Here is a 23699-nt window from a genome sequence, read left to right as displayed (position 1 = left end):
GCTATGGAAAATCCCGCTCTTATTTCTTTAAAAAACGTTAGTTGCCATTTTGGAAAAAAAGCGGGAGTTCCAGCAATAGATCAATTATCTCTTGATATCCATGCCGGTGAAATTCTTGGTGTTATCGGACGCAGCGGTGCAGGAAAATCGACACTGATGCGCTGTTTAAATGGATTAAAACGTATTGATGCAGGAGCACTTTTTTTTGAAAATGTAAATATTTCAAATCTGTCAGAAACAGAATGGGCACCTTATCGTCAACGCATTGGTATGATTTTTCAACATTTCAATCTTTTATCATCGCAAAAAGTCATTGAGAACATTGCATTACCCCTTAAACTAGCTGGTATAAACAAAAAACAACGCCGTCAACGTGCTTTTGAACTCATTGAATTGGTAGGATTATGTGGTAAAGAATATTGCTATCCCGTAGAACTTTCAGGAGGCCAAAAACAGCGTGTTGGTATTGCACGCTCTCTAGCAGCTAATCCCAAAATATTATTATCAGATGAAGCAACCTCTGCTCTTGATCCTGAAACAACACAATCTATTCTGGAGCTTCTTGCTGATATTAATAGGCGTCTCAATCTTACCATTGTACTCATCACCCATGAAATGGAAGTTGTGCGTGCTATTGCCCATCGCGTTGTTGTTCTCAATAAAGGACGCATTGTGGAAGAAGGACGTGTGAAAGATATTTTTACCTCACCGCAAGAAGATACAACCATTGCCATGCTCAAACTTGTGACACCACAACTTCCTGAAAAATTTGCAAAAAACCTTAAACTCACAGGTCAAGAAGCTGTTATTGAGATTAATATTGCAGGTGAAATTGCTCAACAGCCTTTTCTTCATCTTCTTGAAGATGAAACAGGTTTAAGAGCACGTATTTTACATGGTGGCATTGATACAGTTCAAAGTGAAACCATTGGGCGCTTATTTCTCAGTCTTCCCGCAAAAAACGAAGTGGCTTTGCAAAAAGCTGTCAAATGGTTGACCGAAAAAAGTCGATATTGCGAGGTTTTAGGCTATGTTTAATGTCCTTTTTCATGAACTTCCCAGAGCCATTTTTGATACATTGTTGATGGCAATGAGCGCTTCTTTGATGGCACTTATTGTAGGACTCCCACTAGGACTGCTGCTCTATACCACCGCACATGGAGGAATTTTTGCATCACGTCTTATAAACCGACCTCTAAGCATTCTTATTGATAGTCTTCGCGCCATCCCTTTTATTATTCTTGCATTTTACCTTCTTCCCATCACCCGTACGGTTGTAGGAAGCGGTGTAGGAATACCCTCAGTGATTTTTGTCCTCACCATTTCAGCCATTCCTTTTTATGCACGCATGGCAGAACTCTCTTTTAAAACGGTTGAGAATGGCTTGATTGAAGCCATCCGTTCTATGGGAGCAAGCCGTCTTCAAATTATCAGGTATGTTCTTATTCCTGAAGCACTCCCTAGTCTAATCACGGGGTTTACTGTCATGATCATTTCTCTTATCGGCGCCACTTCACTTGCTGGATATCTCGGTGGAGGTGGTTTGGGAGATATGGCGATCCGTTATGGTTATCAGCGTTATAATACCTCGATTATGACAATAGTCATTCTTCTTTTGATCATTCTTAATGTTATTATCCAATGGACTTCTGATAAAATTGTGCAAAAACTTGATAAAACAAAGCATTGAAACAATTTAGGAATTTGCGTCCTTCTCTCCAACCATAGCAACAATCAGCCATTGAGCAGTAAGAGCTGGTTTTTTTAACTGTTCAATTTCCACTGTCGCTTCATAATAAAAAACAACGCGACCAGAAGGACGAATCTCAGCATCATTTAAAACAAAACGAGCACGCACCCGTGCACCTGTTTTCACCGGACTCATAAAACGCACTTTATCAAAACCATAATTAATCCCCATTGTTGCACCTTCCAACTCTGGAAGAGCCTCATAAGCGAGTGTAGACAAAAGTGATAATGTTAAAAAACCATGAGCGATAGTACCACCAAAAGGTGTTTTTTTTGCCTTTTCCTCATCTACGTGGATCCATTGATGATCATCTGTTGCGCATGCAAATTGATTAATCATATCTTGTGTAACAAGACGCCACTGCGACAAACCCATTTCTTTCCCAATAAAGCCTGCTATATCTTGTACTGCTATTTTTTGCGGCATAATGCTATTCCTGTTTTATTTGCTAAAAACACCCCACCCCTCTTGCTTTTATAAAACCCATTGATTAGAGCATCAATAATAAAAGATTAATAATCTCAAAAGCAAATGCAGCTTATGAATAGGAAAGTATCTTTTTAGCAGCATAATTTTCAAATGGAAAAAAATAATGGCAAGCAATGTGAGCCTAACAGGTTTAGCGCGTGATTTGAAGAAGTACGCAGAAAACCACCACCCCATCCGTATTGGACTAGTTGGCTGTGGTGAAATGGGAACAGATTTGCTGTCAAGCATTGCACATATGAACGGCATAAAGGTTGCAGCCGTTGCTACTCGAACACCATCACGTGTTTTTGATGCTGCCATATTAGCCTATGGCGAAGCTGGGCATGTGCGTGAAGTTGAAAATGCCAACGCCCTAACCCAAACTATTGAAAAAGGTTTAATTGCTGCCACAGACGATATTGACCTTATTTTGCACCATGAACAAATTGATATTATCGTTGATGCAACAGGCTATCCTGAAGCTGGTGCAGAAATTGGTTTCAAAACATTTGCAAACAACAAACATCTTGTCACAATGAATGTTGAAACAGATGTTACGATTGGCGCTTATCTAAAACATGAAGCGGAGAAACGAGGCCTCATTTATACACTTGGCGCAGGCGACGAACCCGCTTCTTGTATGGAACTCATTGAATTTGTCTCAGCGCTTGGGCATAAAATTGTTGCAGCGGGTAAAGGCAAAAACAATCCACTTGTTTTTGACGCTACACCTGATACTTACGAAGAAGAAGCATTGCAACGCAATATGAATGTTCGCATGCTTGTTGAATTTATTGATGGTTCCAAAACAATGGTTGAAATGGCTGCAATTGCCAACGCAACGGGGCTCCTTCCCGACTGCCCAGGAATGCATGGTCCACAAGCTTCCCTCCAAGATTTAAGCAAAGTACTCATTCCAAAACAGGATGGCGGTATTTTAAACAGTTATGGTGTTGTGGATTATTCGATAGGTCAAGGAGTTTCTCCAGGCGTTTTTGTGATTACAGAAATAACGCATCCGCGTTTACGTGAACGTATGGAGGATTTAAAAATTGGTCAAGGACCCTATTTCACTTTTCATCGTCCCTATCATTTAACCGCAATGGAAGTTCCGTTAACCTGTGCGCGTATCATGCTTTATGGTAAGAAAGATATGGTGCCACTTAGCACTCCAGTAGCAGAAGTTTGTGCTGTTGCTAAAAAAGATTTACACCCTGGTGATCAACTAGATTTTATTGGTCTTTACAGTTATCGCGCTTGGATAATGAGCACTTCAGAAGCAAAGGCACACCATGCTATCCCTTGCGGTCTTCTAGAAAATGCAAGAGTCACAGCTGAAATTAAAAAAAATGAACTTATTACACGACACAACGTCGCTATTCGAGAAGACAAATGGATTGCACGCCTTCGTGCTCAACAAGATCTTTTACTTAATTGTAGCAAAATGCCTCCCCATGCATGAGTATTTTCTTATGATTTCTTCAAAAAAAACAATCAAAAGCTGTTCAGATAATACCAATTGCCTTCAACCCCAATGATCTTCAACATTGTAAGCCCCCTCTCCAATAGAACATAAGCTACTTCAGATATTCCTTCTTTAACAAAGGAGTATAATAATGAGCAAACCTAACCAATGGAATAAAGGAATCTATAAGACTTAAATTGCTACCCCTATAAGCGATATAATAGCAGCAAAAAATTCACCCTTTGCCCAAAAGAAAAGTGTTGTAACAATACCAACAGCGCCCCAAAATGCTGAAAACAAACTCATACTTACTTTTTCAACTTTTCCATAAAAGGCTCCACTTTTTTCTCCAGCACTGTAACTTGGAACACGGATAACAGCCATATCCATTGCTTCAATAATTGCATTTTCCCCTTCTACCACTATTACAACAGGTGTATTATCTTGAAATACACCTTTCACGGCATTTGCCTTAAGACCTACGGTTTGCGTAAAACAAAGAATAACGGCTGTAAAAACACATAAATACACACGATTTTTAAATATCTTAAACATATCTTTCTTTTCCCCTCTCTTCTTCACTGAATAAAGTGAAAAATATTCATATATAACACAATATGATATGCAAATTATATATATAATACATTATGAATTATATGTAAATATGCACAAACACCATAATTCAAACTTATAAAAAATAGTAAATCTAAGATAAAAACGACAAATCATTAAGAAATATAACAGAAAAATATGTTCTTGAAATTCCAGCTTAAGACAATTTATTTGAAAATCAGATTACCATAAAAATCGAAATTGATAAAACAATTAAATATTATAGACCTAAACCCATATTATTAAAAATTTTACCCAACAAAAATAAACACTATCGCAAACCCTTACCGTATCATCATAGCCAAAAGCTTTAAGAACATTTGTTTGAGCCCAAGAATAAATGATACGTTATCAAGCAATTTTAGATGAAAGTCGCAAATAAAAGAACTAAAATATTTTTTTTATTTCATTTTTATTAAAATAAAAAGAATATATTCTTTAAATAATAAATTGACTTATAAGATTAATTGATCGTTTTTCATATTAAATGAGAGCCCCGAATATAGGAAGTTTTCTCATTTCAAACTTTTTTATACTGAATCAAGCAAAATCATTCACTTACACATCACAAACGGGATTGGCGCGTGGGTAAAAACTATAGCAGAAAGGAGTGCCTCTCATGAACGCTCTCAAATGCAAGAGCAGTCGCAACATTGGCAGCTAGCAAATAGTATGATGATGCTCACTTGCAAAAAAACGTGTAATTGCCTCTTCACCGCATGAATACCAACCAAGTTTCCCTCAAATTATCCCACTCATTACATCAATTTCCATCATGAATACAAAAATTACGTGCAAGTTGTTAAAAGTCGTTTGATGAAGCAAATATTTCCACTATCTTGACATATTCATACATACGCCTTCAACATGCTAAGACCTTGATGAAAAATCAAAGTCAGTAATAACTATGCTCCTCGCCTCAACAGCCACCCCTTTTTTATCTTCATACCAGTAGCAATAGGAATACGCATATCTCCGTCTAAATTTGCCTTCTTAACAGAGAGAAGAAGATTTATTTTGAATTTCATAATCGAAATATTTGATCATCCCTAGAAATTAGAAACAAGAGCACTTACTAGAAAATCTCACAAAATACGCTTAATCCTTAAATACTGAGAACACAGCATTGCATCAAAAATTCAGATAATTTTTCAATGACATCGTACCGTTTTTAACAAAGCTCTTTTTTCTGTCGTATACATATTTGATGTGCAAACGCTCTTAATTTGCGTTTTTCTAATATATAGATTAAAATTAATAAAATGACTCTACCATTTTGACCTCTCTGCTTCTCTTAACTTGTTTGGGCAATAAATCATGACATCGGACACGCCTTTCCTTGCTCTTTTGCCCTTAGGCGCACACGAGTATCACGGAAATCATCTTCCCTTTGAAACTGACTGGATTATTGCTGAAGCTTTTGCAAAAGAACTCACGTTACAAATGAACAAACAATTCCCTATCGCGCTCTTACCGGTTGAAAAAATTGGCTATTCGGTAGAACATATGGATGTTACAGGCACACAAACGCTCACCTTTTCTGACGCCATAGAACGGTGGATAAACATTGGTGAAGACTGCTATCGTAAAGGTATCAAGCGTTTTCTTCTTCTTAACGCCCACGGAGGCAATTCACCTTTAATGAGCATTGTTATCACCGAATTACGAAGGCGTTTTTCAATGCTCGCGGTAGCGACAAGCTGGAGTCGTTTTGGCCTACCACAAGATTTAATGAAGCCGTCTCAATATCATCTTGATATCCATGGAGGATTTATCGAAACCTCCTTAATGCTTTATTTAGCACCAGAAAAAGTGCATATGGAGAAGGCAGAGAATTTCCATAATAAGCAAGCTGATATGATTGCCAATTATCGATATTTACGCGCCTATGGTCCTCATGCCTTTGGATGGATAATGCGTGATCTTAACACACAAGGAGCAGCAGGCAATGCAAGCAAAGCAACAGCTCAAGCAGGTGAAGCAATTTTTTCTCATGTTCTTTGTGGGCTTCGTGATTTACTTAACGACATCAATCAATTTGAAATAAACGCATTACGATAAAAGGCGTGAACCATGGAAAAGACACAAAATACGCTCGACAAAATACCCGTTACGGTTCTCACAGGCTATCTTGGATCAGGAAAAACCACTCTTCTCAATCGCATTCTCAGTGAAGATCATGGCAAACGTTACGCAGTCATTGTCAATGAATTTGGTGAAATTGGTATCGATAATGACCTCATCGTTGAATCAGACGAAGAAATTTATGAAATGAATAATGGCTGTGTTTGTTGCACCGTACGCGGCGATCTTATTCGTATTTTGGAAAGCCTGATACAACGCTCTCATCGATTTGATGCCATCATTATAGAAACAACAGGACTTGCTGATCCCGTTCCCGTTGCACAAACTTTTTTCATGGACGATACTGTCCATGAAAAGACTACTCTCGACAGTATCATCGCCATCGTTGATGCAAAACATTTCCCGTTCCAACTAAAAAAAAGCCGTGAAGCTGAAGAGCAAATTGCCTTCTCTGATATCATTCTATTAAACAAGATTGATCTTGTCAGTGCAGAAGAACGTGCTCATACTGAATCGCTCATTCTTGCAATTAATCCCAGAGCCATAATTTATGCAACAGAGCGCGCTAACACCTCTCTTGATAAACTCCTCAATCGTGGTTCATTTGACCTACAACGCGCTTTAGAGAATGATCACCATTTTCTCGACTACCAGCATTCAGACCATGTATGTGGTCCCGATTGTAATCATGATCATGAACATCACCACACATCTACCATTCATGACATTACAATAACTTCTGTGAGTTTAAAAACGGGGCCTCTTCAACCAGAAAAGTTTTTTCCATGGATACAACAGGTTACGCAGCAACAAGGTCCTGATATTTTGCGTTTAAAGGGGATTATCGCATTTCAAGGAGACAATGATCGTTATGTCATTCAAGGCATACACATGATCCTTGAGGGACAGCATCAACGCCCATGGCGTGAAGATGAAAAACGTGAAAGCAAACTTGTTTTTATTGGCCGCACCCTTGATCCAGAAAAACTTAAAACTGGTTTTGAAAATTGCGCATAAGTGTGTCACAATGCCAAGCATTACCCATTACAATCTCCAAAGTTATTGCCTTTCCTGTGGTTTTATTGACAATAAACCAGCTTTTGTTTCTGTTGAAGGTTTCATTGTTTTTTTAAATCCAGCCCCACAAACCATTGAAGTCCATCAAGGAATAATTTCTAGCCATTTTTCTCATGATAACACAGCCATCATTACAGGTGGAGAAGATGGAAGGGTCTGTCAAACAACAGCAGATGGTTGTACGCAAGTGCTAGGTATACAAAAAGGCAAATGGATAAGCAACGTTGCTTTTGGACCACAAAAAGTTTTTGCCTTCTCCTCCTCACGTTTAACATCGGCAAATATCGGCAAAGGACTGCAAGAGCTTATGCATGAACGCAGTGTGGAAGGCCTTGCTTTCGCCCCAAAGGGTTTACGACTTGCCGTTGCCCATTACAATGGCGTTACCCTTCATTGGTTATCAACGCAGGCATCTCCCACCACATTGGTTTGGAAAGGAGCCCATTGCGGCGTCACCTTCTCACCAGACAACCGCTATGTCATTTCTACTATGCAAGAGAATGCCCTCCATGGTTGGCGTCTTGCAGATAATCAACATTTACGCATGAGTGGCTATCCAAGCAAAGTCAAAAGCTGGTCTTGGAGCTCAAAAGGAAAATGGTTAGCGACATCGGGCGCATCAGCTGCAATTATTTGGCCTTTTCATACAAAAGATGGCCCCATGGGTAAAACACCATTGGAACTCGGTACACGCGCAAATGCACTTGTCAGCACTATCTCATGCCACCCAAATGAAGAAATTGTAGCGATAGGCTTTAATGATGGAATGATTTTATACGCGCATTTTCGCGATGGAAAAGAAATCCTTCTCAAGAATTGTGGGAAAAGCGCCATTTCAGCGCTAAACTGGGATCAGATGGGACACAACTTAGCTTTCGGTAGTGAAAGTGGTGAATGTGGAATTATAAACATCATTCCCTGAAAAAACACCAATAAAAACAACCGCAATTTGAAGACAGTAGGATAACTTTTCAGAGATGATTTTACATCAAAACCCGATCCGCTTCTAAAGAAAAACCAAACACACCAAATTGCAAACATCCCAAAAATGACAAACCATTTGTTCCCAAAAACTCTGGAAACAACAGTTGGCCACTATGGTAATATCCACACATTCATTTCTAACACCAGAAGAATGAAATGCAGAGCTGTGGCTTAAATTTCTTTGGCAATATTCGAGAAAAATCTCATAATACTTGAAAACAACTTAATAAAAAATTCGTAACACTGTTTTTCGAGAAAGCGCTCGAAAAAACATCACATATTATTCTAATCTCAACGCGTAAAATCACTTTTTCAAACCTTCCAGTTATCAGTTCTTTCTTTTCCCAGCACGATCATCTAGGGCATCAATACCTGCTATACGCTCGCTTTAATATCTTCTTGCGCTACCGTAGAAGACATTGATTTATAAAAATAATTCACCTTTCCTAAAACTTGAATGAAAGCCCACATACAATAAGATTTAGGATTTTCGTATTTCAAACCCTTTTATGTTGAATCATAAAAATGGCACGCTTGCACGCCACTATTAGGATTAAGGTATGAATAAAAATCGTTTTAGAGAAAACTAAATATACTTCTCATGAACCATCTTAATGCAAGAGAGCAGACGCAACATTCAGAGCTAAAAATAATGATAGTGCCAACTTATGCAACGAAAATAATGCATTGAACTCTACCTTTTTCAAAATCTGCATTAGCACCCCCAACTTACAAAAAAGAAAAAAACACGACTGTAAAAACATATTTTTTAAAAAATATTTTCATCATAATTTTATCTCGCACTTCCTTTTCTCTTTCTTAAAATATGAGAAGTGCTCAAAAATAACCAAATGAACATTTTAAAAAATAAAACGAAGCTGCATTTCTTGTTTATCTTACTGTACATAAACAGTACAATGTATTTTGTATTTTTATAAAGCAAAATTCACCAAGAAAAGCGCCTACTAAAAACGGTCTTGATCCGCTTATAGTGATAAAAAATATCAATGACGAACACTATCTTGAAACATTACTCCATTCATATAAAGCATTCCTCATTCAAAATCTTACAAAGATAAAGGTGAAATTGCTAATCCATACCACATTATTATCGCTAAAATCTCCGGAAACTTCGCTTCAACCATAAAAGAAAACAGCACGGTTATTAAGCGTTTTGAAATCATAAAAAAGAAAATACAATAATATTGTAACCTTTTTTATCAAGAAACCAAATAACCATTTTGATAAAAAAATAGATTTGAATAAATTAAAAGGCAGCGGAATACGCTGCCTTTTGTGAAAAAATGCATATCATACTTTGTCAAAAGCGGTAGCGTAAACCTCCAGAGAAACTCGTTCCTGAGAAACCAGCTTTGCTAAGCCGCTGCTGATAGGTCGCATCTCCATAAAGTACAAACTTAGGAGATAATTGCGCATTAAAGCCCAGTCCAGCTTCTAGAGAAGAACCAAACGCACCTAACTGGAAACTATCTCCCAAATGCACAAATTGCTTTTCTCCAAAGCCACGTGTAATATGAAGCTTGCCATTCAAAGAAACAACGCGCCCCTCTTTAGAGACAGGAAGAGTTTTGGTTAAACGCCCACCAACACGCATCACCCATTGCTCTGGTTTTCCCATCTCAATGTCAAAACCATCAATATCAGATGCCTTATCAAAGCGTAAATTCTGATAAATAACCTGAATTTGCGGATCAAAAACAAGACAATTATGCCCTATCTTAAACGCCTTACCAGCTGTCAATGAAGCACTCAAAGGATTGCTTTTTAATGTTGCCGTCTTGCCTCTTGCAAGGGTGGAAACATCACCTTTCAACAGACCATAGGAGAAAAGACCATTGACATAAAAGCCTGCATCATGCTGCATGCCGCCATACGCTGTCACTGACCATTTATCAAACTTACTCTTTTGGCTTTGTTCAACATCCACAGGTTGCAAAGAAAGTTTTCCATAAGTTCCCATAACCCCAAAGGATGTGGCATGATGTGCACCCTCAATTGTTTTTAACAAAAGGTCTGCCTCTACAGCATTATAATTAAAATCGCCTCCGTAACCATATTCAAGTGCTGAGAGATCTGAGGCATAATGATGACTTCCACCATAACTGCGCACAAAAAAAGCAGGGTTTTCATGAACTTCCACCATTCCACTGGAAGTGGTCCGCATAGACTCCAACCGCTTGTTTTGATTGTTAACATCCATCAAACCAGCATGAAACAAAGCATTTGGCAAAAGCAGATAACTCGGAACCTGCGGAACAACCGCACTAACCATCACCTCAGGATCAAAAATAGAAGAATCATGATCAACCACAGACTCAACGGAACGAGGTTTACGGCGATCAGAAGCATTCTTTTTCGACTTAGAATGAGACTTACCAGAAACTAGCTTAACATATTCATTTTCAAGGCGGAAATCCCAAAAATTCCCATCGCCTTTAATCAGTCTGTGCTTACTTTCTGCTTCCTTTGGACCATAAGCGCGAAGACGATATCGATAAGGTGACCCCTTCAGCGTTGCATAACCACCGGCTAATTTAAAAGATTCTCTATCTGCATTTCCATAAACCTGAACAATTGAAATACTCTGATCATCGCCTTTATTATTTTTTATACGGCCTTTTTTTCCTACTGATTTTGCTGCAACACCTTGTACATGCACCGTAGTTGTTCCAGAAACATTCCCATAGATAAAAAGTCGATCCGTTTTTTTTGTGCCTTTTTGATTTTTTGTGCCTTTTTGATCACCCGCACCCCAATATGTATTCACATAAAGACGCGCGTTACCTTGCGCAACGTAGGCATAATCGGAGGAATCCTTTTTCAACCCTTGCCCAACATGAAGTGTTTGATAGTTACCATTTGTTGGTTTCTCAAACACAATGGAACTATCAACAATATTTATACGTGAAACAGACGAATCTAAAGATTTCCTGCCTCGCAAATTACCCTTTTTCTTTGGCGTCAAAGTCCATTTCGAATCATCAAACAACCCAAATTCGGCATAAGAACCATTATCAACGCGAGCACCGCCTACAAGAAAGGAAATACTAGATTCAACCTTTATAGATGAGTGGTTTTTAGCCTCTAACAAAAGATCACCGGCAACACGTGAACCCTTTGTCAAAGCAATATAAGGATATTTTCTGACACCATCAACATAAATAGCCGTACTATCTGGGATCTCAAGGGTAGTCTCATTAAACCGAAACTCCCCCAACTTAACCTGCAATCCTCCCTTTTCATGTCCTAAGGACTTCCCCCTAAATTCTGAGGCATCCCCCCGAAAATACAGACCATAGGATTGAGCTCCTGTAATCTTGGCCTTTAATTCGTGAGCAAAAACCTTAGACAGAGAATTGTGCTCTGACCGATCCTGTGGATTATAGCCGAGTCTCAAAGCCCGTGGCAAACTTTCACCCACTAGCCCATGGGTATCAATAACATTAATGTTACTATCCTTAATAAAAAGAGTACCACCTTCCTCCACACCAAAAACTGCGTGAGATACACTACCATTACTGCCATTTATCCGTTTACCGTTCCCAGTAACAAAAACCGTATCAAAAACGACCTGCTTCTCTTTTGGCGCAAGCACTTCCGACGCAATTACGCCAGATTTCTCAAATCGTAACTTTCCGCTAATCCCTGGAATTACTGAATTCTCTCTAATGTGTATACCAACCTTATTAATAAACACCTCATCTTCAACCCCCTTCACCAATACAGAACGCATTAACACGTTATGAGACCCATCATCATATTCATATATTGGACGCCCATCACATAAATAAGAATGGAAATAGGAATTACATGAACCTTGAAAATTGCGTACATTATGTACATTAAGATCTTGAAAAGACCGTGCATTAACAGCTACGCTGTTGACAAAGAAAAAAACAGACGTTGTAAGAGCGCATAAACATACATGGCGTTTTAATGTTTTAATCATATTAACTATCAACTTTCTTCTTTTCATCCTCATGAAAAACTCAAGAGACACATCTATTGCCTCATTATGAACCATAAATATAATTCGTTTTGAATTATATGTAAAGTCAAAATCAAAAAAATAACATAATAAAGCCACTATTTATGTCTATGATTTTTGCAGAAAATGTGTCAAAGAAAAGATACAATTAAAAGCGGTAGCGTAAACCTCCAGAGAAACTCGTTCCTGAGAAACCAGCTTTGCTAAGCCGCTGCTGATAGGTCGCATCTCCATGAAGTGCAAATTTGGGAGATAATTGCGCATTAAAGCCCAGTCCAGCCTCTAAAGAAGAGCCAAACATACCCAACTCGAAAGCTTTTTTAAAAGACACAAACTGTCTATCTCCAAAACTATGCAAAAGATAAAACTTACCATATAAGGAAACAACACGTGCCTCTTCGTGTGTAATATGTTCGTGCGCTATGAGAGTTTTGGTTAAACGTCCACCAATACGCACTGTCCATTGATGAAATTTACCCAGATCAACATCAAGATTATCAACATCATGCGCCTTATAAAACTGAAGATTTTGATAAATAATCTGAACCTGTGGATCAAAAATAAGACCGTTATACCCTGTTGCAAATGCTTTACCGCTGGTCAAAGAAGTACTAAGCTGTTTACCTTTTAATGTTGCTGTCTTGCCCCGTGCAAGAGTGAAAACGTCACCCCTAAACAGACCATAAGAGAACACCCCATCCATGTAGAAACTGGTGTCATGCTGCAGACTTCCATAAGTAGAAACGGACAATTTATCAAATATATTCTTTTTGCTCTCTAAAACATCCCGAGGATTGAGAAAGAGGTTTCCATAAGTCACCGTAACTCCAAAGAGTGTACGACCGTATAAACTCTCAATCTCTTTCAACAAAACACCCGCTTCTAATGCATTATAATCAAGTTCAGCTCCATACCCATACTCAAAAACAGACAAATTTGAAACATAATGGTGACTTCCACCATAACCGCGCGCAAAAAATGCTGAATTTTCATCACTTTTCAAAGAACTATGAGAAGCAGTTCGCATTGCACACAGTTTTTTATTTTGAGTGGTGAGATCCATCAAACCAGCATAAAATAATGCATTCGGCAGAAGGAGATAGGTCGGAAATTGCGGAACAACAGCCCTAATTCTTGGTTTAGGATGAATATCGGGCTTAACAGGAACAGATGGCACCGCTGTAGAATCTGGAGGGGACAGGGCCGATGCAGAAGGAGTGGATAAAGGAGCAACAGAAGCAGATGGTACAGACGGATCAGATGAAGAAGGAGAAAGTTCAAGGGAATCAGTTGGAACAGATTTTGAATCCATTAATAATTCGCGAGAAACAGTGCTAGAGGGCACAGACGACAGAGACGGAGAAGTTGATAGAGGTGGAACAGGTATAGATGCAGAACTAGTCTCAGAAGAAACAGGGAAAGATGGTGCAAACTTAGGGTTCACAGAAGGAGATTCACTTGAAACAGATAGTGTAGACAGAGGGGACAGAGGTGGTGCAGACGGAACAGGCACAGGCGCAGACTCAACAGAAGTAGATGGCACAGTTGGCTCAGATGGAGAGGCCGGAGATGAAACAGGTGTTACAGATATAGAGATAGGCTTATCAGATGGGGGAAGAGTAGGCTCAAATTCAGAAGAACTTGGCTTAGGATTAATGTAAACACTTTCGAGGCGAAAATCCCAAAAATCTCCATCACCTGCAACTAATCTTTGCTTAACATCTGCCTTCCCAAAAGAGGAACCTGGACCATAGGCACGAAGACGATATTGATAAGGCAAACCATTTATCGTAGTGTAATTATCAATCAATTTAAAAGAATCCTCTTGCGCGGTTCCGGCAACTTGAATAAGTGAGACGCTTTTATTTTTTCCATCATCCAGACTTTTTACATCATCCATCTTGTTTTCTAAAGCTCTTGAAAAATTTTCCATATTAACAAGAGTAGTTCCAGAAACACTACCATAGATCAAAATACGATCAGTTTTTTGAGAATCAAACGAACCATCATCATTCAAAAACGCACTGAGCTTAATCTGAACATTACCCTGTGCACTATACACTGTCCTGTCTACTGCATGTATCTCTCTTCCAATATGCAGCGTCTGGTAATCTTTTGACATGTACTTATCGAAAATAACAGTACTATCAGAAAGGCTCAAAAACGAAATTGATGAAACAATAGAATCCGATTCCTGCAAATCTTTATATTTGCTTTTGGTAAGATACCATGTCGAACCACGTGTTAACTGTAAATTAGCCACAGCCACATCCTCAACACGAGTACCTCCCGTAAGGGTAGAAGCGTCAGCCTGGATGGATATAGAAGAGTTATTTTCAGCTTTTAACAACAAATCACCGGAGATACTTGCCCCATCCGATAATTTAACAGTACTTTCAGTTCCATAGCCATCAGGTGCAGTGGTATAAATAACCGTACCATTAGGAACTGTAAAAGTTGTCTTTGATAAATAAACAGATGCCGTTCCCAGAGTGTATCTTGGCTCTTTTGAAACATCTTTGTATCCGTAATATTCGGCCGTTGTTTTAGGATCTAACATATCAAAATGCAAACCATAAACACCCTTCCCCTGCATAGAAATGGTTGAACTTTCAATCTTAATCTCTGTCTTCTTAAAAAGATCCGGTAAGTCATATTTCTGAATAAGCTTACCTCTTTCATCTATAAAGCCTGAAAAATTTGTAATTAAAAAACCATGCATATCGGTAAGCTGAATAGAATCACCCCTTAAATGAACATCACCACCTTGAAAAACCTCAAAAGCTTTTGGTAATAGACTCGTATCTATAACATCAACTATAGAGCTTTCCTTTTTTCCTTTCCCATTAATTTTAGTGCTAGTAATAAAATACCTCCCCCCGAACCGTGTTAAAAATGAGCCACTCTCATTAAAATTGATTGTACTATCTGACATCCTAATTATTGCACCAAAACCACTAGCAATGCCCATATTTTTCATATCCAAACTATCTGGCTCAATATCAATCTTTACAGTAACTAAAGCAATATCCGTTTTTTTCCCCGATGCATAAACAGCCTGTGCACTCTTTCCAATCGATCCGTTTGTCATGTTAATGACTGCATCCTGAGCACGAAGACCGGGTATATCCTTAAAATTTGAATCGGTTAGAATAAGCTTTCCGCCCTCTACCACAGATACACCATATGTAGATATTTTATCTGGATCATCGCCCAGAACAGTTATCCGAGACGCATTAATAATTGTATCTTTTCCTTCTACAGATATGGCAGCAATAAGATCATCTTCTTGAGAACCCCTTAAATCATAGGTTTTATCTGTGATTGTATGCTTTTTACCATCACTGCATTTATAAAAATGAGCTTCTGAGTTACACAAAACCACAGAAGCCTTATTTGCATTAACATCTACGATTTTCAAAAAAAGAAGAATAACTGTTACATAGGAACATAAAAACAAATGATTTTTAATATCATTATAACTCCATTGTATAAAATCTCCAAAATCTCTTAAAAATGAAGAATAAATACAATAACAACAAATAAAATATTTAAACAAAAAACTATAGAGTCATTTCAAAACTTAATATGACTCCATATACTTTATATATAAGTTACCTTATATTGCATCTATAATTAAAAACGGTAGCGTAAACCTCCAGAGAAACTCGTTCCTGAGAAACCAGCTTTGCTAAGCCGCTGCTGATAGGTCGCATCTCCATAAAGTACAAACTTTGGAGATAATTGCGCATTAAAGCCCAGTCCAGCTTCTAGAGAAGAACCAAACGCACCTAACTGGAAACTATCTCCCAAATGCACAAATTGCTTTTCTCCAAAGCCACGTGTAATATGAAGCTTGCCATTCAAAGAAACAACGCGCCCCTCTTTAGAGACAGGAAGAGTTTTGGTTAAACGCCCACCAACACGCATCACCCATTGCTCTGGTTTTCCCATCTCAATGTCAAAACCATCAATATCAGATGCCTTATCAAAGCGTAAATTCTGATAAATAACCTGAATTTGCGGATCAAAAACAAGACCGTTATGCCCTATCTTAAACACCTTACCAGCTGTCAATGAAGCACTCAAAGGATTGCTTTTTAATGTTGCCGTCTTGCCCCTTGCAAGGGTGAAAACATCACCTTTCAACAGACCATAGGAGAAAAGACCATTGACATAAAAGCCTGCATCATGCTGCATGCCGCCATACGCTGTCACCGACCATTTATCAAACTTACTCTTTTGGCTTTGTTCAACATCCACAGGTTGCAAAGAAAGTTTTCCATACGTTCCCATAACCCCAAAGGATGTGGCATGATGTGCACCCTCAATTGTTTTTAACAAAAGGTCTGCCTCTACAGCATTATAATTAAAATCGCCTCCGTAACCATATTCAAGTGCTGAGAGATCTGAGGCATAATGATGACTTCCACCATAACTGCGCACAAAAAAAGCAGGGTTTTCATGAACTTCCACCATTCCACTGGAAGTGGTCCGCATAGACTCCAACCGCTTGTTTTGATTGTTAACATCCATCAAACCAGCATGAAACAAAGCATTTGGCATAAGCAGATAAGTCGGAACCTGCGGAACAACAGATCTTACAGCTCGTCTAGAATGAGAAATAGATTCAATCTCAGCAGAAGGACGTAGAAGAGATATACGTTCAGAACCTCTAGACTCAACATACTGACTCTCTAGGCGGAAATCCCAAAACTCTCCTTCACCTTCAACTAATCTTTGGGAAGAAGCCGCTTCTCCCAAATGAGATCCTGGACCATAAGCACGAAGTCTATACTGATAAGGAGAATTCTCCAGTGTAACATAATCACCATTCAGCTGAAAAGAATCTTTTTCCGCTGTCCCAGAAACCTGGATAATAGAAATTCCTTGGCTATTTCCGCCATCCCCAGTCAATCCCCCTGGACTTCCAGAAACGCCTTGCACATGTACTATTGTTTTGCCAGAAATATCACCATAAATCAAAACACGATCAGTTTTTTGATCCCTAATAGCTCCCCCCTTATCTAGGTATGTATTGAGATAAATATGCGCATCACCTTGCGCCTTATAAACTTCACCGTTTCCTTTTCCAATGCGGAGTGTCTGATAATTACCAGCTGTATTAGTTTTTAGCTGTTCAAAAAAAAGCCTACTATCAATAAGATGTAGCAATGAAATCGATGAATCACTTATAGAGTTATAATCTTGCAAATTTTTATTTTTCGGTCGCGATAAAGTCCATTGTGAACCATCTATCAACCGAAATTCAGCAGTAGAGTTTTCATCAATACGGACTCCTCCTACAAGCGCGGAAGTATTAGCTGAAACCTTCACAAAAGAGCCATCCTCAACCTTCAACAATAAATCTCCAGAAATTTTGGAAGATTCTAAAAGTTCAATAAGACCACCGGATTTTCTACTATGAATAGCAATACTATTGGGAACCGTAAAAGTGGTATTGTATAAATCAACACTCCCTCGCTTAGGCAAATCTTCCTTTGGCACACTTCCGAACAGCTTACCCTCCCCCCAAAAAGTGTAAACCTTCTCTTTAGAATCTTGCCCCTCAAAAATCCTATCTTTAGAATCTTGCCCCTCAAAAAAACGAAAGCCATAAGATGCATTACCCTCCACAACAACATTGGAATCAAGCATACTGATATAGCTAGAAGCTCCCTCAAATGAGACGCCATGGGCATTATCAACACTAACTGTACCTTCCGTAAAACTGATAAAGCCACCATAATGAGACATCCGAAAAGCCGAATTTTTACTATGGCTGTCTACATTCGTCTCCTGATTACCCTTTTTGGTAATGGAAAAGCTCTCTAAATAGATTTCTCCCCCTTCTCTTGTGTAAACCCCGACTCTATTTTTAAGGTCAATCTTTCCTGTTGTTATCTCAATCTTTCCATAATCATTCGCCATTATAGCACTTTTTAAATCATCAGCCCCAGCACTTGAAGTATCCTGAATTGTTATATTCTCCCCTGTAATCCACGTATCTTTTCCAGACACTTGTATAGCAACAGCTCCATCAACATTTTCACTCGTTAGCTGATAATTTTTATTGGAAATTGCATGCTTTTTTTTATCATTACACCGATAAAATGCACTACTTTCATCACATGAATTTGTATCATTCTCTCTCCCCGCATTAACAACAGCACTAATAGCGTTAACACTGCCCCTCATATTGCCACCGGCACCAACACTAGCTCTACCACGAGCACCGACCGTGCTACCAGCACTCTGCGCACTGGCTTCAACTCTTTGCACATTTGCACCTGCATTGTGCGCAAAAAAAAGAACAGCTGTTGTGATAGCACATAAAGAAAGATGATTTTTAAATACTTTTACCATAATTATACCATAATCTCTTCCCCCACCTGATTAAAAAAACCCACACCCCGCCAAATTATCTTGACTAAGAGCAGCATAACAACACATTATGTTAACTAACTTCACCATCAATTAATATATTTTGTGTTTTATGTAAATACAAAATAAGAAATTACCAGAAAAAACACAATCTAAGACTGTAATTTTTACAAAGAACTTGTGAAAATACCTCTGGAAACGAGGTGAAATTCTTTAAAAAAGCAGTTACCCAAAAATAACTTTAGCACAAATTTTTATCAATCAAACGCACGCTCTAGCTGTTCCCTGCAAATCAATAGACAATCCTAATTCAACCACCTCTTTAAAACAAATATTATGGTGATTGAAAACTGTGCAAGAATTATATACCAACCATGGCAATAGCATGTCGCATATCTGTCTTTTTATCTCTAAAGTGGGAATACAACCTCATTTGAGAAGAATATGAAAGCGTAAAGAAAAAACAGCTCTATCTTTACCATCCTCTTTTATTCGGCTTTATGACTTTCAAAAGCATTTACAGCAATATCTTTTAAAAAGAAGAGAGATTACACATTGCTTCACACTATTGTTTATCTACATTCTAATGGGGAATACACTCCTCACGAAGGATGGTATGCCCAACACTACTCATTCACGCATTTTCTTTCAAGAAACATCTCTCGTTACCTCAAAGCCCATCACACGATACCGTCCGTAAATAATATAAAGCAAAATCCATTGTGTATCATCATCTTTACACTTATGGAGGTACAAGCCCGTACCATCATTCTATTTGCCAACTCAAAATGTTGCGACTTCTCCTGCATTGAAACGGATAAACCATTTACTCCTTTCTTAAAGTGTTTTTATCCACATCCCAATTCCACTTATAAGGTAAGCGAATAGTTTTTATTGGTTCCTCAAAAGAGAGATTGAAATGAGAGAGTATTCCTGTATTCAGCATTCTCATATAAATTATCTTTATAAATCAATTTATTATAGTAGCATAGAAAATCACCATGAAACACGAAATTTGTAAATTATTGAGCACAAAAACCGATCTAACTCCGCAAAGAGAAAAACTTCAAAAGAAATAAAAAAATCCAACTGAAAGGCGCATTTAAGATGTACCAAGTGCCTATCTTCAAAAATGCTAAATAATATAAAACTGTTGAAGAAAGAGAAAAAGCCACAAACATAGTTTGTGGCTTTTAAAAGAATTGGTCAAAAACATAACAAAACTAGAAATGATAGCGCAGTCCACCAGAAAAACTGGTTCCAGAAAAACCTGCCTTGGTAAGCTTATGCTGATAAACCAGATCACCATGAAGCGCAAATTTTGGAGACAATCGGGCATTAAAACCTAATCCAGTTTCTAGCGAAGACCCCAAAGCTCCCAGCTGAAAAGGATCTTTAAAATGTACAAATTGTTTTGCTCCAAAATTATGAGCAAGATGAAGCTTGCCATACAAAGAAACAACACGTGCCTCGTCAGTTGCCGCAAATGTCTTTGTTAAACGCCCACCAACACGTGCCGTCCATTGATCCAATTTTCCCATTTCAATATCAAAGTCATCAATGTCACGAACCTTATTAAACTGGAGACGCTGATAAACAACCTGAACCTGCGGATCAAAAACGAAACCTTCATCGTCTATCATAAATGCTTTACCAGTAGTCAATGATGCGCTTAGAGGGTTCCCTTTTAATGTTGCCGTCTTGCCACGTGCAAGAGTAAGGACATCACCCTTAAACAAACCATAGGATAAAAGACCATCTACATAAAAGCCTGCATCATGCATCATACCGCCATATGCTGTTACTGACCATTTATCAAACGCACTTTTTTGGCTTTGTTCAACATCATGAGGTTGCAAAGAAAATCTCTCGTAAGACCCTATAACCCCAAAAGAAGTAGCACCATACGCATTTTCGATTGTTTTTAGCAAAACACCCGCCTCGAGTGCATTATAGTCAAGCTCACCTCCATAACCATATTCAAGCGCAGAAAGATTTGAGAGATAACGATGGCTACCACCATAACTGCGCACAAAAAAGGCAGGATTTTCATCACTTTCCAAAACTCCACCGGAAGTAATTCGCAACTCTTCTAACCGCTTACCTTGACTGCTAATACTCATCAAACCAGTGTGCAACAAGACATTTGGCAAAAGGAGATAGGTCGAAACTTGTGGAACAACAGCCTTAACGCCCGGCTCAGAAGGGGGGAAAGGATGAGGATCCGGTTCTGGTCTAGGTGTGGGAGTAGGTCCAGGCGAAGGAGCTGGTCCAGGCGAAGGAGCTGGTCCAGGCGAAGGAGCTGGTCCAGGCGAAGGCATAACATATTGATTTTCGAGACGGAAATCCCAAAATGCTTCTTCACCTTCAACTAACCTTTGAGCAGAATCCGCTCCCCCTAAATCAGATGTTGGACCATAAGCGTTGAGCTTATACTGATAAGGTTCATGTGCCACAGTAGCATAACCACCTTCCAACTGGAAAGAATCTTCCTCTGCTATTCCAGAAACCTGAATGATTGAAATCCCTTGGTCATTTCCACCACTACCCGTAAATCCCCCTGGACTTCCTGAAACGCCACGCACATGTACTGTCGTTGTTCCCTCAACATCACCATCAATTAAAACACGATCTGTTTTTTGATTGTTAAGCGGACCTCCCTCATTCAAATATGTATTAATATAAATATGCGCACCGTCCCGCGCCCTATAAACCTCACCCGTTCCTTTTCCAATATGGAGTGTTTGATAATCATAAGTCGAAGCAGATTTCAGTTTTTGAAAATCAATGGAACTGTCATTCATAAGGCTCACTAATGAGATGGATGAATCTCCTGCCAAACCAGTTCCAGCTTCATGCGGCTTACTTTGTTTATTTTGTTGTAAGACCCATTTCGAACTGTTGCTTAAATAAAGTTCAGCAGTGGAACGATTATCAACATAAGCACCGCCTTCCAAAGTAGAAGCATCTGCTAAAACCACAACAGAAGCACCTTCCTCAGCTTTTAACAATGAACGCCCTGAAAGAGTACTCTGCAATAAATGAACAATGCCCTCCGTAATGTAGTTACTATAAATAGCTGCACCGTCTTCAACCGAAAATACCGACCTGCTCAAATTAACAGTTTTCATTCTAGGTGGAGTTCTTTCTTCCCCTAAAGCATTGTCTTCATGCCCATATTCTCTTAAAGGCTTCTCTCCACGAAGAAAGATACCATGAGCCCCCTCCCCCTTCACTGTAACAGCAGAAAATTCAATAGCAGCCTCAGTCAAATAACTATACCCCAACAAATCTTTACTCAACGAAACTGAATTGAAAGTATTGACTGTATTTTCTAACACAACAGCATGAACATCAGTAAAATTAGCAGTCCCCTTAAAATAAACATACCCCCCTCGATCCATAAGAAGACCCGCATAATTTTTCCGATTGTTTTCATCGCCCTTCCCAGTAATAGCAACATCACTCAAAAACACTTTGCCACCTAGTGTCGAAGAGACCCCATGACTGTTTGTGAAATCAACTGATCCACCTCCCATCAAAACTTCTGCACCGCCGTAACTCAAAAGACTTGCCTTCCCACCACTCGTCTGAATTGTTGTATCTTTTAAAACAACACGTGCTCCCTTCTCTATTGCCTGAACAGCCATTTGACTTTTCCCAATATACCCATCGCTTACCCAAATGTCCCCCCTCCCAGCATTGAGAGCCGTGAATGCATCCTCAAGGAACAAAGTAGGCAAAACCACCCGTCCTCCCCCTGATACAGATACTCCATGTTTAAAAGTTTTACCTGGAACCTCACTACTAATTAATATCCCCTCTTTTCTAAAAAATGCATTTTCCCCACTTACCGCTATAGCAACAGCATTAGAGGAAATATCAGCAACATTCTCATCAGTAATCAGATACAATGTATTGTTACCTTTGTTATTGTCGACTGTATCCACTCGACAGTTACCACATATATAATATGACCCATACGATCTAGAAATACTACCATCATTACCAAACTTCTCATCATAACGATCATAGCTGATGTTCCCGTTATTTTTAACATAAATGGTAAGTTCAACATGTTGTTTCCCATTCCCCTGATTACGATAGCTCTCTTTATTACTGTTCTTATAGTTAATGTCGACGACATAACTGTAGCGAACACCATCTTCTACACCTGTACACCACCCTACTCCATTTTGTAGCAAAGAAAGGATAGCTGTTGTGAAAGTACATAAACATAGATGATTTCTAAACACTTTAATCATAGTTCCCTCGAAACTTTCCTTCCCCTCTCATTGAAAACAAAAGCACTTGCAAAAACACCTTGCTGAACACCTCAAAATAGAAAAAGGTGAAACCTAAAGGATGCCTCTCCTGCTCATTTGATTGGTGCAATGCGCCATTCAAATAAATTGGGCGGAAGATCTCCTTGCAATCTATAAGATAATAATAACTATGCACACTTTATAGGTGTATAATACATTCTGTATTGCGTGTAAAGCAAAAATGAAATCAACGCGTGTTATTAATTTAACACACAATCTATAATTGTAGTCATCAAAAGATAATTGACCAAAGATATAAGGGAAAAAAATTGCATGAATCAGCAAAAAACTAATTCTAAAAAGTTAGCTTTAGTAAGCATTAAGCATATGGTAGATAAATCAGATTACCATAAAGCAGAATATTATAAGATATACGAACACTTGATCCCCCCCATTCTCAAAATTACCTCGAATAAAATCGATCACTGTATCGTATCATTATCTGCAAAATTTTTAAGAAAATTCCCTTTAGCGTAAAAGAAAATGATACGCTCATCAGCTGCTTTCAAGCGCAAAACAAAAAATATTATAACTTTTTTC

At 38.6% G+C, this 23699-nt stretch carries 12 protein-coding genes; 6 read left to right on the top strand and 6 right to left on the bottom strand.

The window, feature by feature from the left end; all coding sequences use genetic code 11:
- The first annotated feature begins 3 nt into the window (after positions 1-3).
- Together QHG54_RS08010 and QHG54_RS08005 are read left to right on the top strand one after the other, a co-directional pair.
- Positions 4-1038 carry a methionine ABC transporter ATP-binding protein gene (locus QHG54_RS08010; protein WP_406604172.1) on the top strand — a complete coding sequence of 345 codons (1035 nt, stop codon included), beginning with the start codon at positions 4-6 and terminating at the stop codon, positions 1036-1038.
- The gene (locus tag QHG54_RS08005) at positions 1031-1690 is read left to right on the top strand and encodes a methionine ABC transporter permease (protein WP_317993662.1); all 660 of its coding nucleotides are present in this window, start codon (positions 1031-1033) and stop codon (positions 1688-1690) included. Before QHG54_RS08010 ends, QHG54_RS08005 begins: the two co-directional genes overlap by 8 nt.
- 6 nt (positions 1691-1696) lie before the next feature.
- Here QHG54_RS08005 and QHG54_RS08000 read toward each other — a convergent pair whose 3' ends face one another.
- Complete coding sequence (locus QHG54_RS08000) at positions 1697-2176, bottom strand: MaoC family dehydratase (RefSeq protein ID WP_317993663.1); 480 nt, start codon at positions 2174-2176, stop codon at positions 1697-1699.
- A 166-nt stretch (positions 2177-2342) separates the two neighbouring features.
- Between QHG54_RS08000 and QHG54_RS07995 the strand changes: the two genes are divergently transcribed.
- Entirely contained in the window at positions 2343-3680 is a 1338-nt protein-coding gene (locus QHG54_RS07995) for a homoserine dehydrogenase (protein WP_317993664.1), read from the top strand.
- 195 nt (positions 3681-3875) lie between these two features.
- Here the strand turns inward: QHG54_RS07995 and QHG54_RS07990 are convergent, their stop codons facing one another.
- Positions 3876-4238, bottom strand: coding sequence for a hypothetical protein (locus QHG54_RS07990; protein ID WP_406604171.1), 363 nt, complete (start codon positions 4236-4238; stop codon positions 3876-3878).
- Positions 4239-5612: 1374 nt separating this feature from the next.
- Here QHG54_RS07990 and QHG54_RS07985 point away from each other — a divergent pair.
- Genes QHG54_RS07985 through QHG54_RS07975 form a run of 3 tightly spaced genes read left to right on the top strand, consistent with a single transcriptional unit; the run spans position 5613 to position 8379 of the window.
- Positions 5613-6356, top strand: coding sequence for a creatininase family protein (locus tag QHG54_RS07985; protein ID WP_406604170.1), 744 nt, complete (start codon positions 5613-5615; stop codon positions 6354-6356).
- Positions 6357-6368: 12 nt separating this feature from the next.
- Positions 6369-7397: a CobW family GTP-binding protein gene (locus tag QHG54_RS07980; protein WP_406604169.1), complete on the top strand. Its 1029-nt coding sequence runs from the start codon at positions 6369-6371 to the stop codon at positions 7395-7397.
- A gap of 10 nt (positions 7398-7407) precedes the next feature.
- Entirely contained in the window at positions 7408-8379 is a 972-nt protein-coding gene (locus tag QHG54_RS07975; RefSeq protein WP_406604168.1) for a WD40 repeat domain-containing protein, read from the top strand.
- Positions 8380-9762: 1383 nt separating this feature from the next.
- Here QHG54_RS07975 and QHG54_RS07970 read toward each other — a convergent pair.
- From QHG54_RS07970 to QHG54_RS07955, 4 genes are all read right to left on the bottom strand, one after another.
- On the bottom strand, positions 9763-12411 hold the full coding sequence (locus QHG54_RS07970; RefSeq protein WP_406604167.1) for an autotransporter outer membrane beta-barrel domain-containing protein: 2649 nt from the start codon (positions 12409-12411) through the stop codon (positions 9763-9765).
- Between the two features lie 187 nt (positions 12412-12598).
- Positions 12599-15835, bottom strand: coding sequence for an autotransporter outer membrane beta-barrel domain-containing protein (locus QHG54_RS07965; RefSeq protein ID WP_406604546.1), 3237 nt, complete (start codon positions 15833-15835; stop codon positions 12599-12601).
- A 251-nt stretch (positions 15836-16086) separates the two neighbouring features.
- Positions 16087-18816, bottom strand: a complete 2730-nt coding sequence (locus tag QHG54_RS07960) for an autotransporter outer membrane beta-barrel domain-containing protein (RefSeq protein ID WP_406604166.1) — start codon at positions 18814-18816, stop codon at positions 16087-16089.
- 1241 nt (positions 18817-20057) lie between these two features.
- Positions 20058-23099, bottom strand: a complete 3042-nt coding sequence (locus QHG54_RS07955; protein WP_406604165.1) for an autotransporter outer membrane beta-barrel domain-containing protein — start codon at positions 23097-23099, stop codon at positions 20058-20060.
- Positions 23100-23699: the final 600 nt, after the last annotated feature.

It is taken from the genome of Bartonella gliris (assembly GCF_045277155.1).
GTDB lineage: Bacteria > Pseudomonadota > Alphaproteobacteria > Rhizobiales > Rhizobiaceae > Bartonella > Bartonella gliris.
Note: the sequence above shows the minus strand (reverse complement) of the source record. Positions and strands in the feature narration are given on the sequence as shown.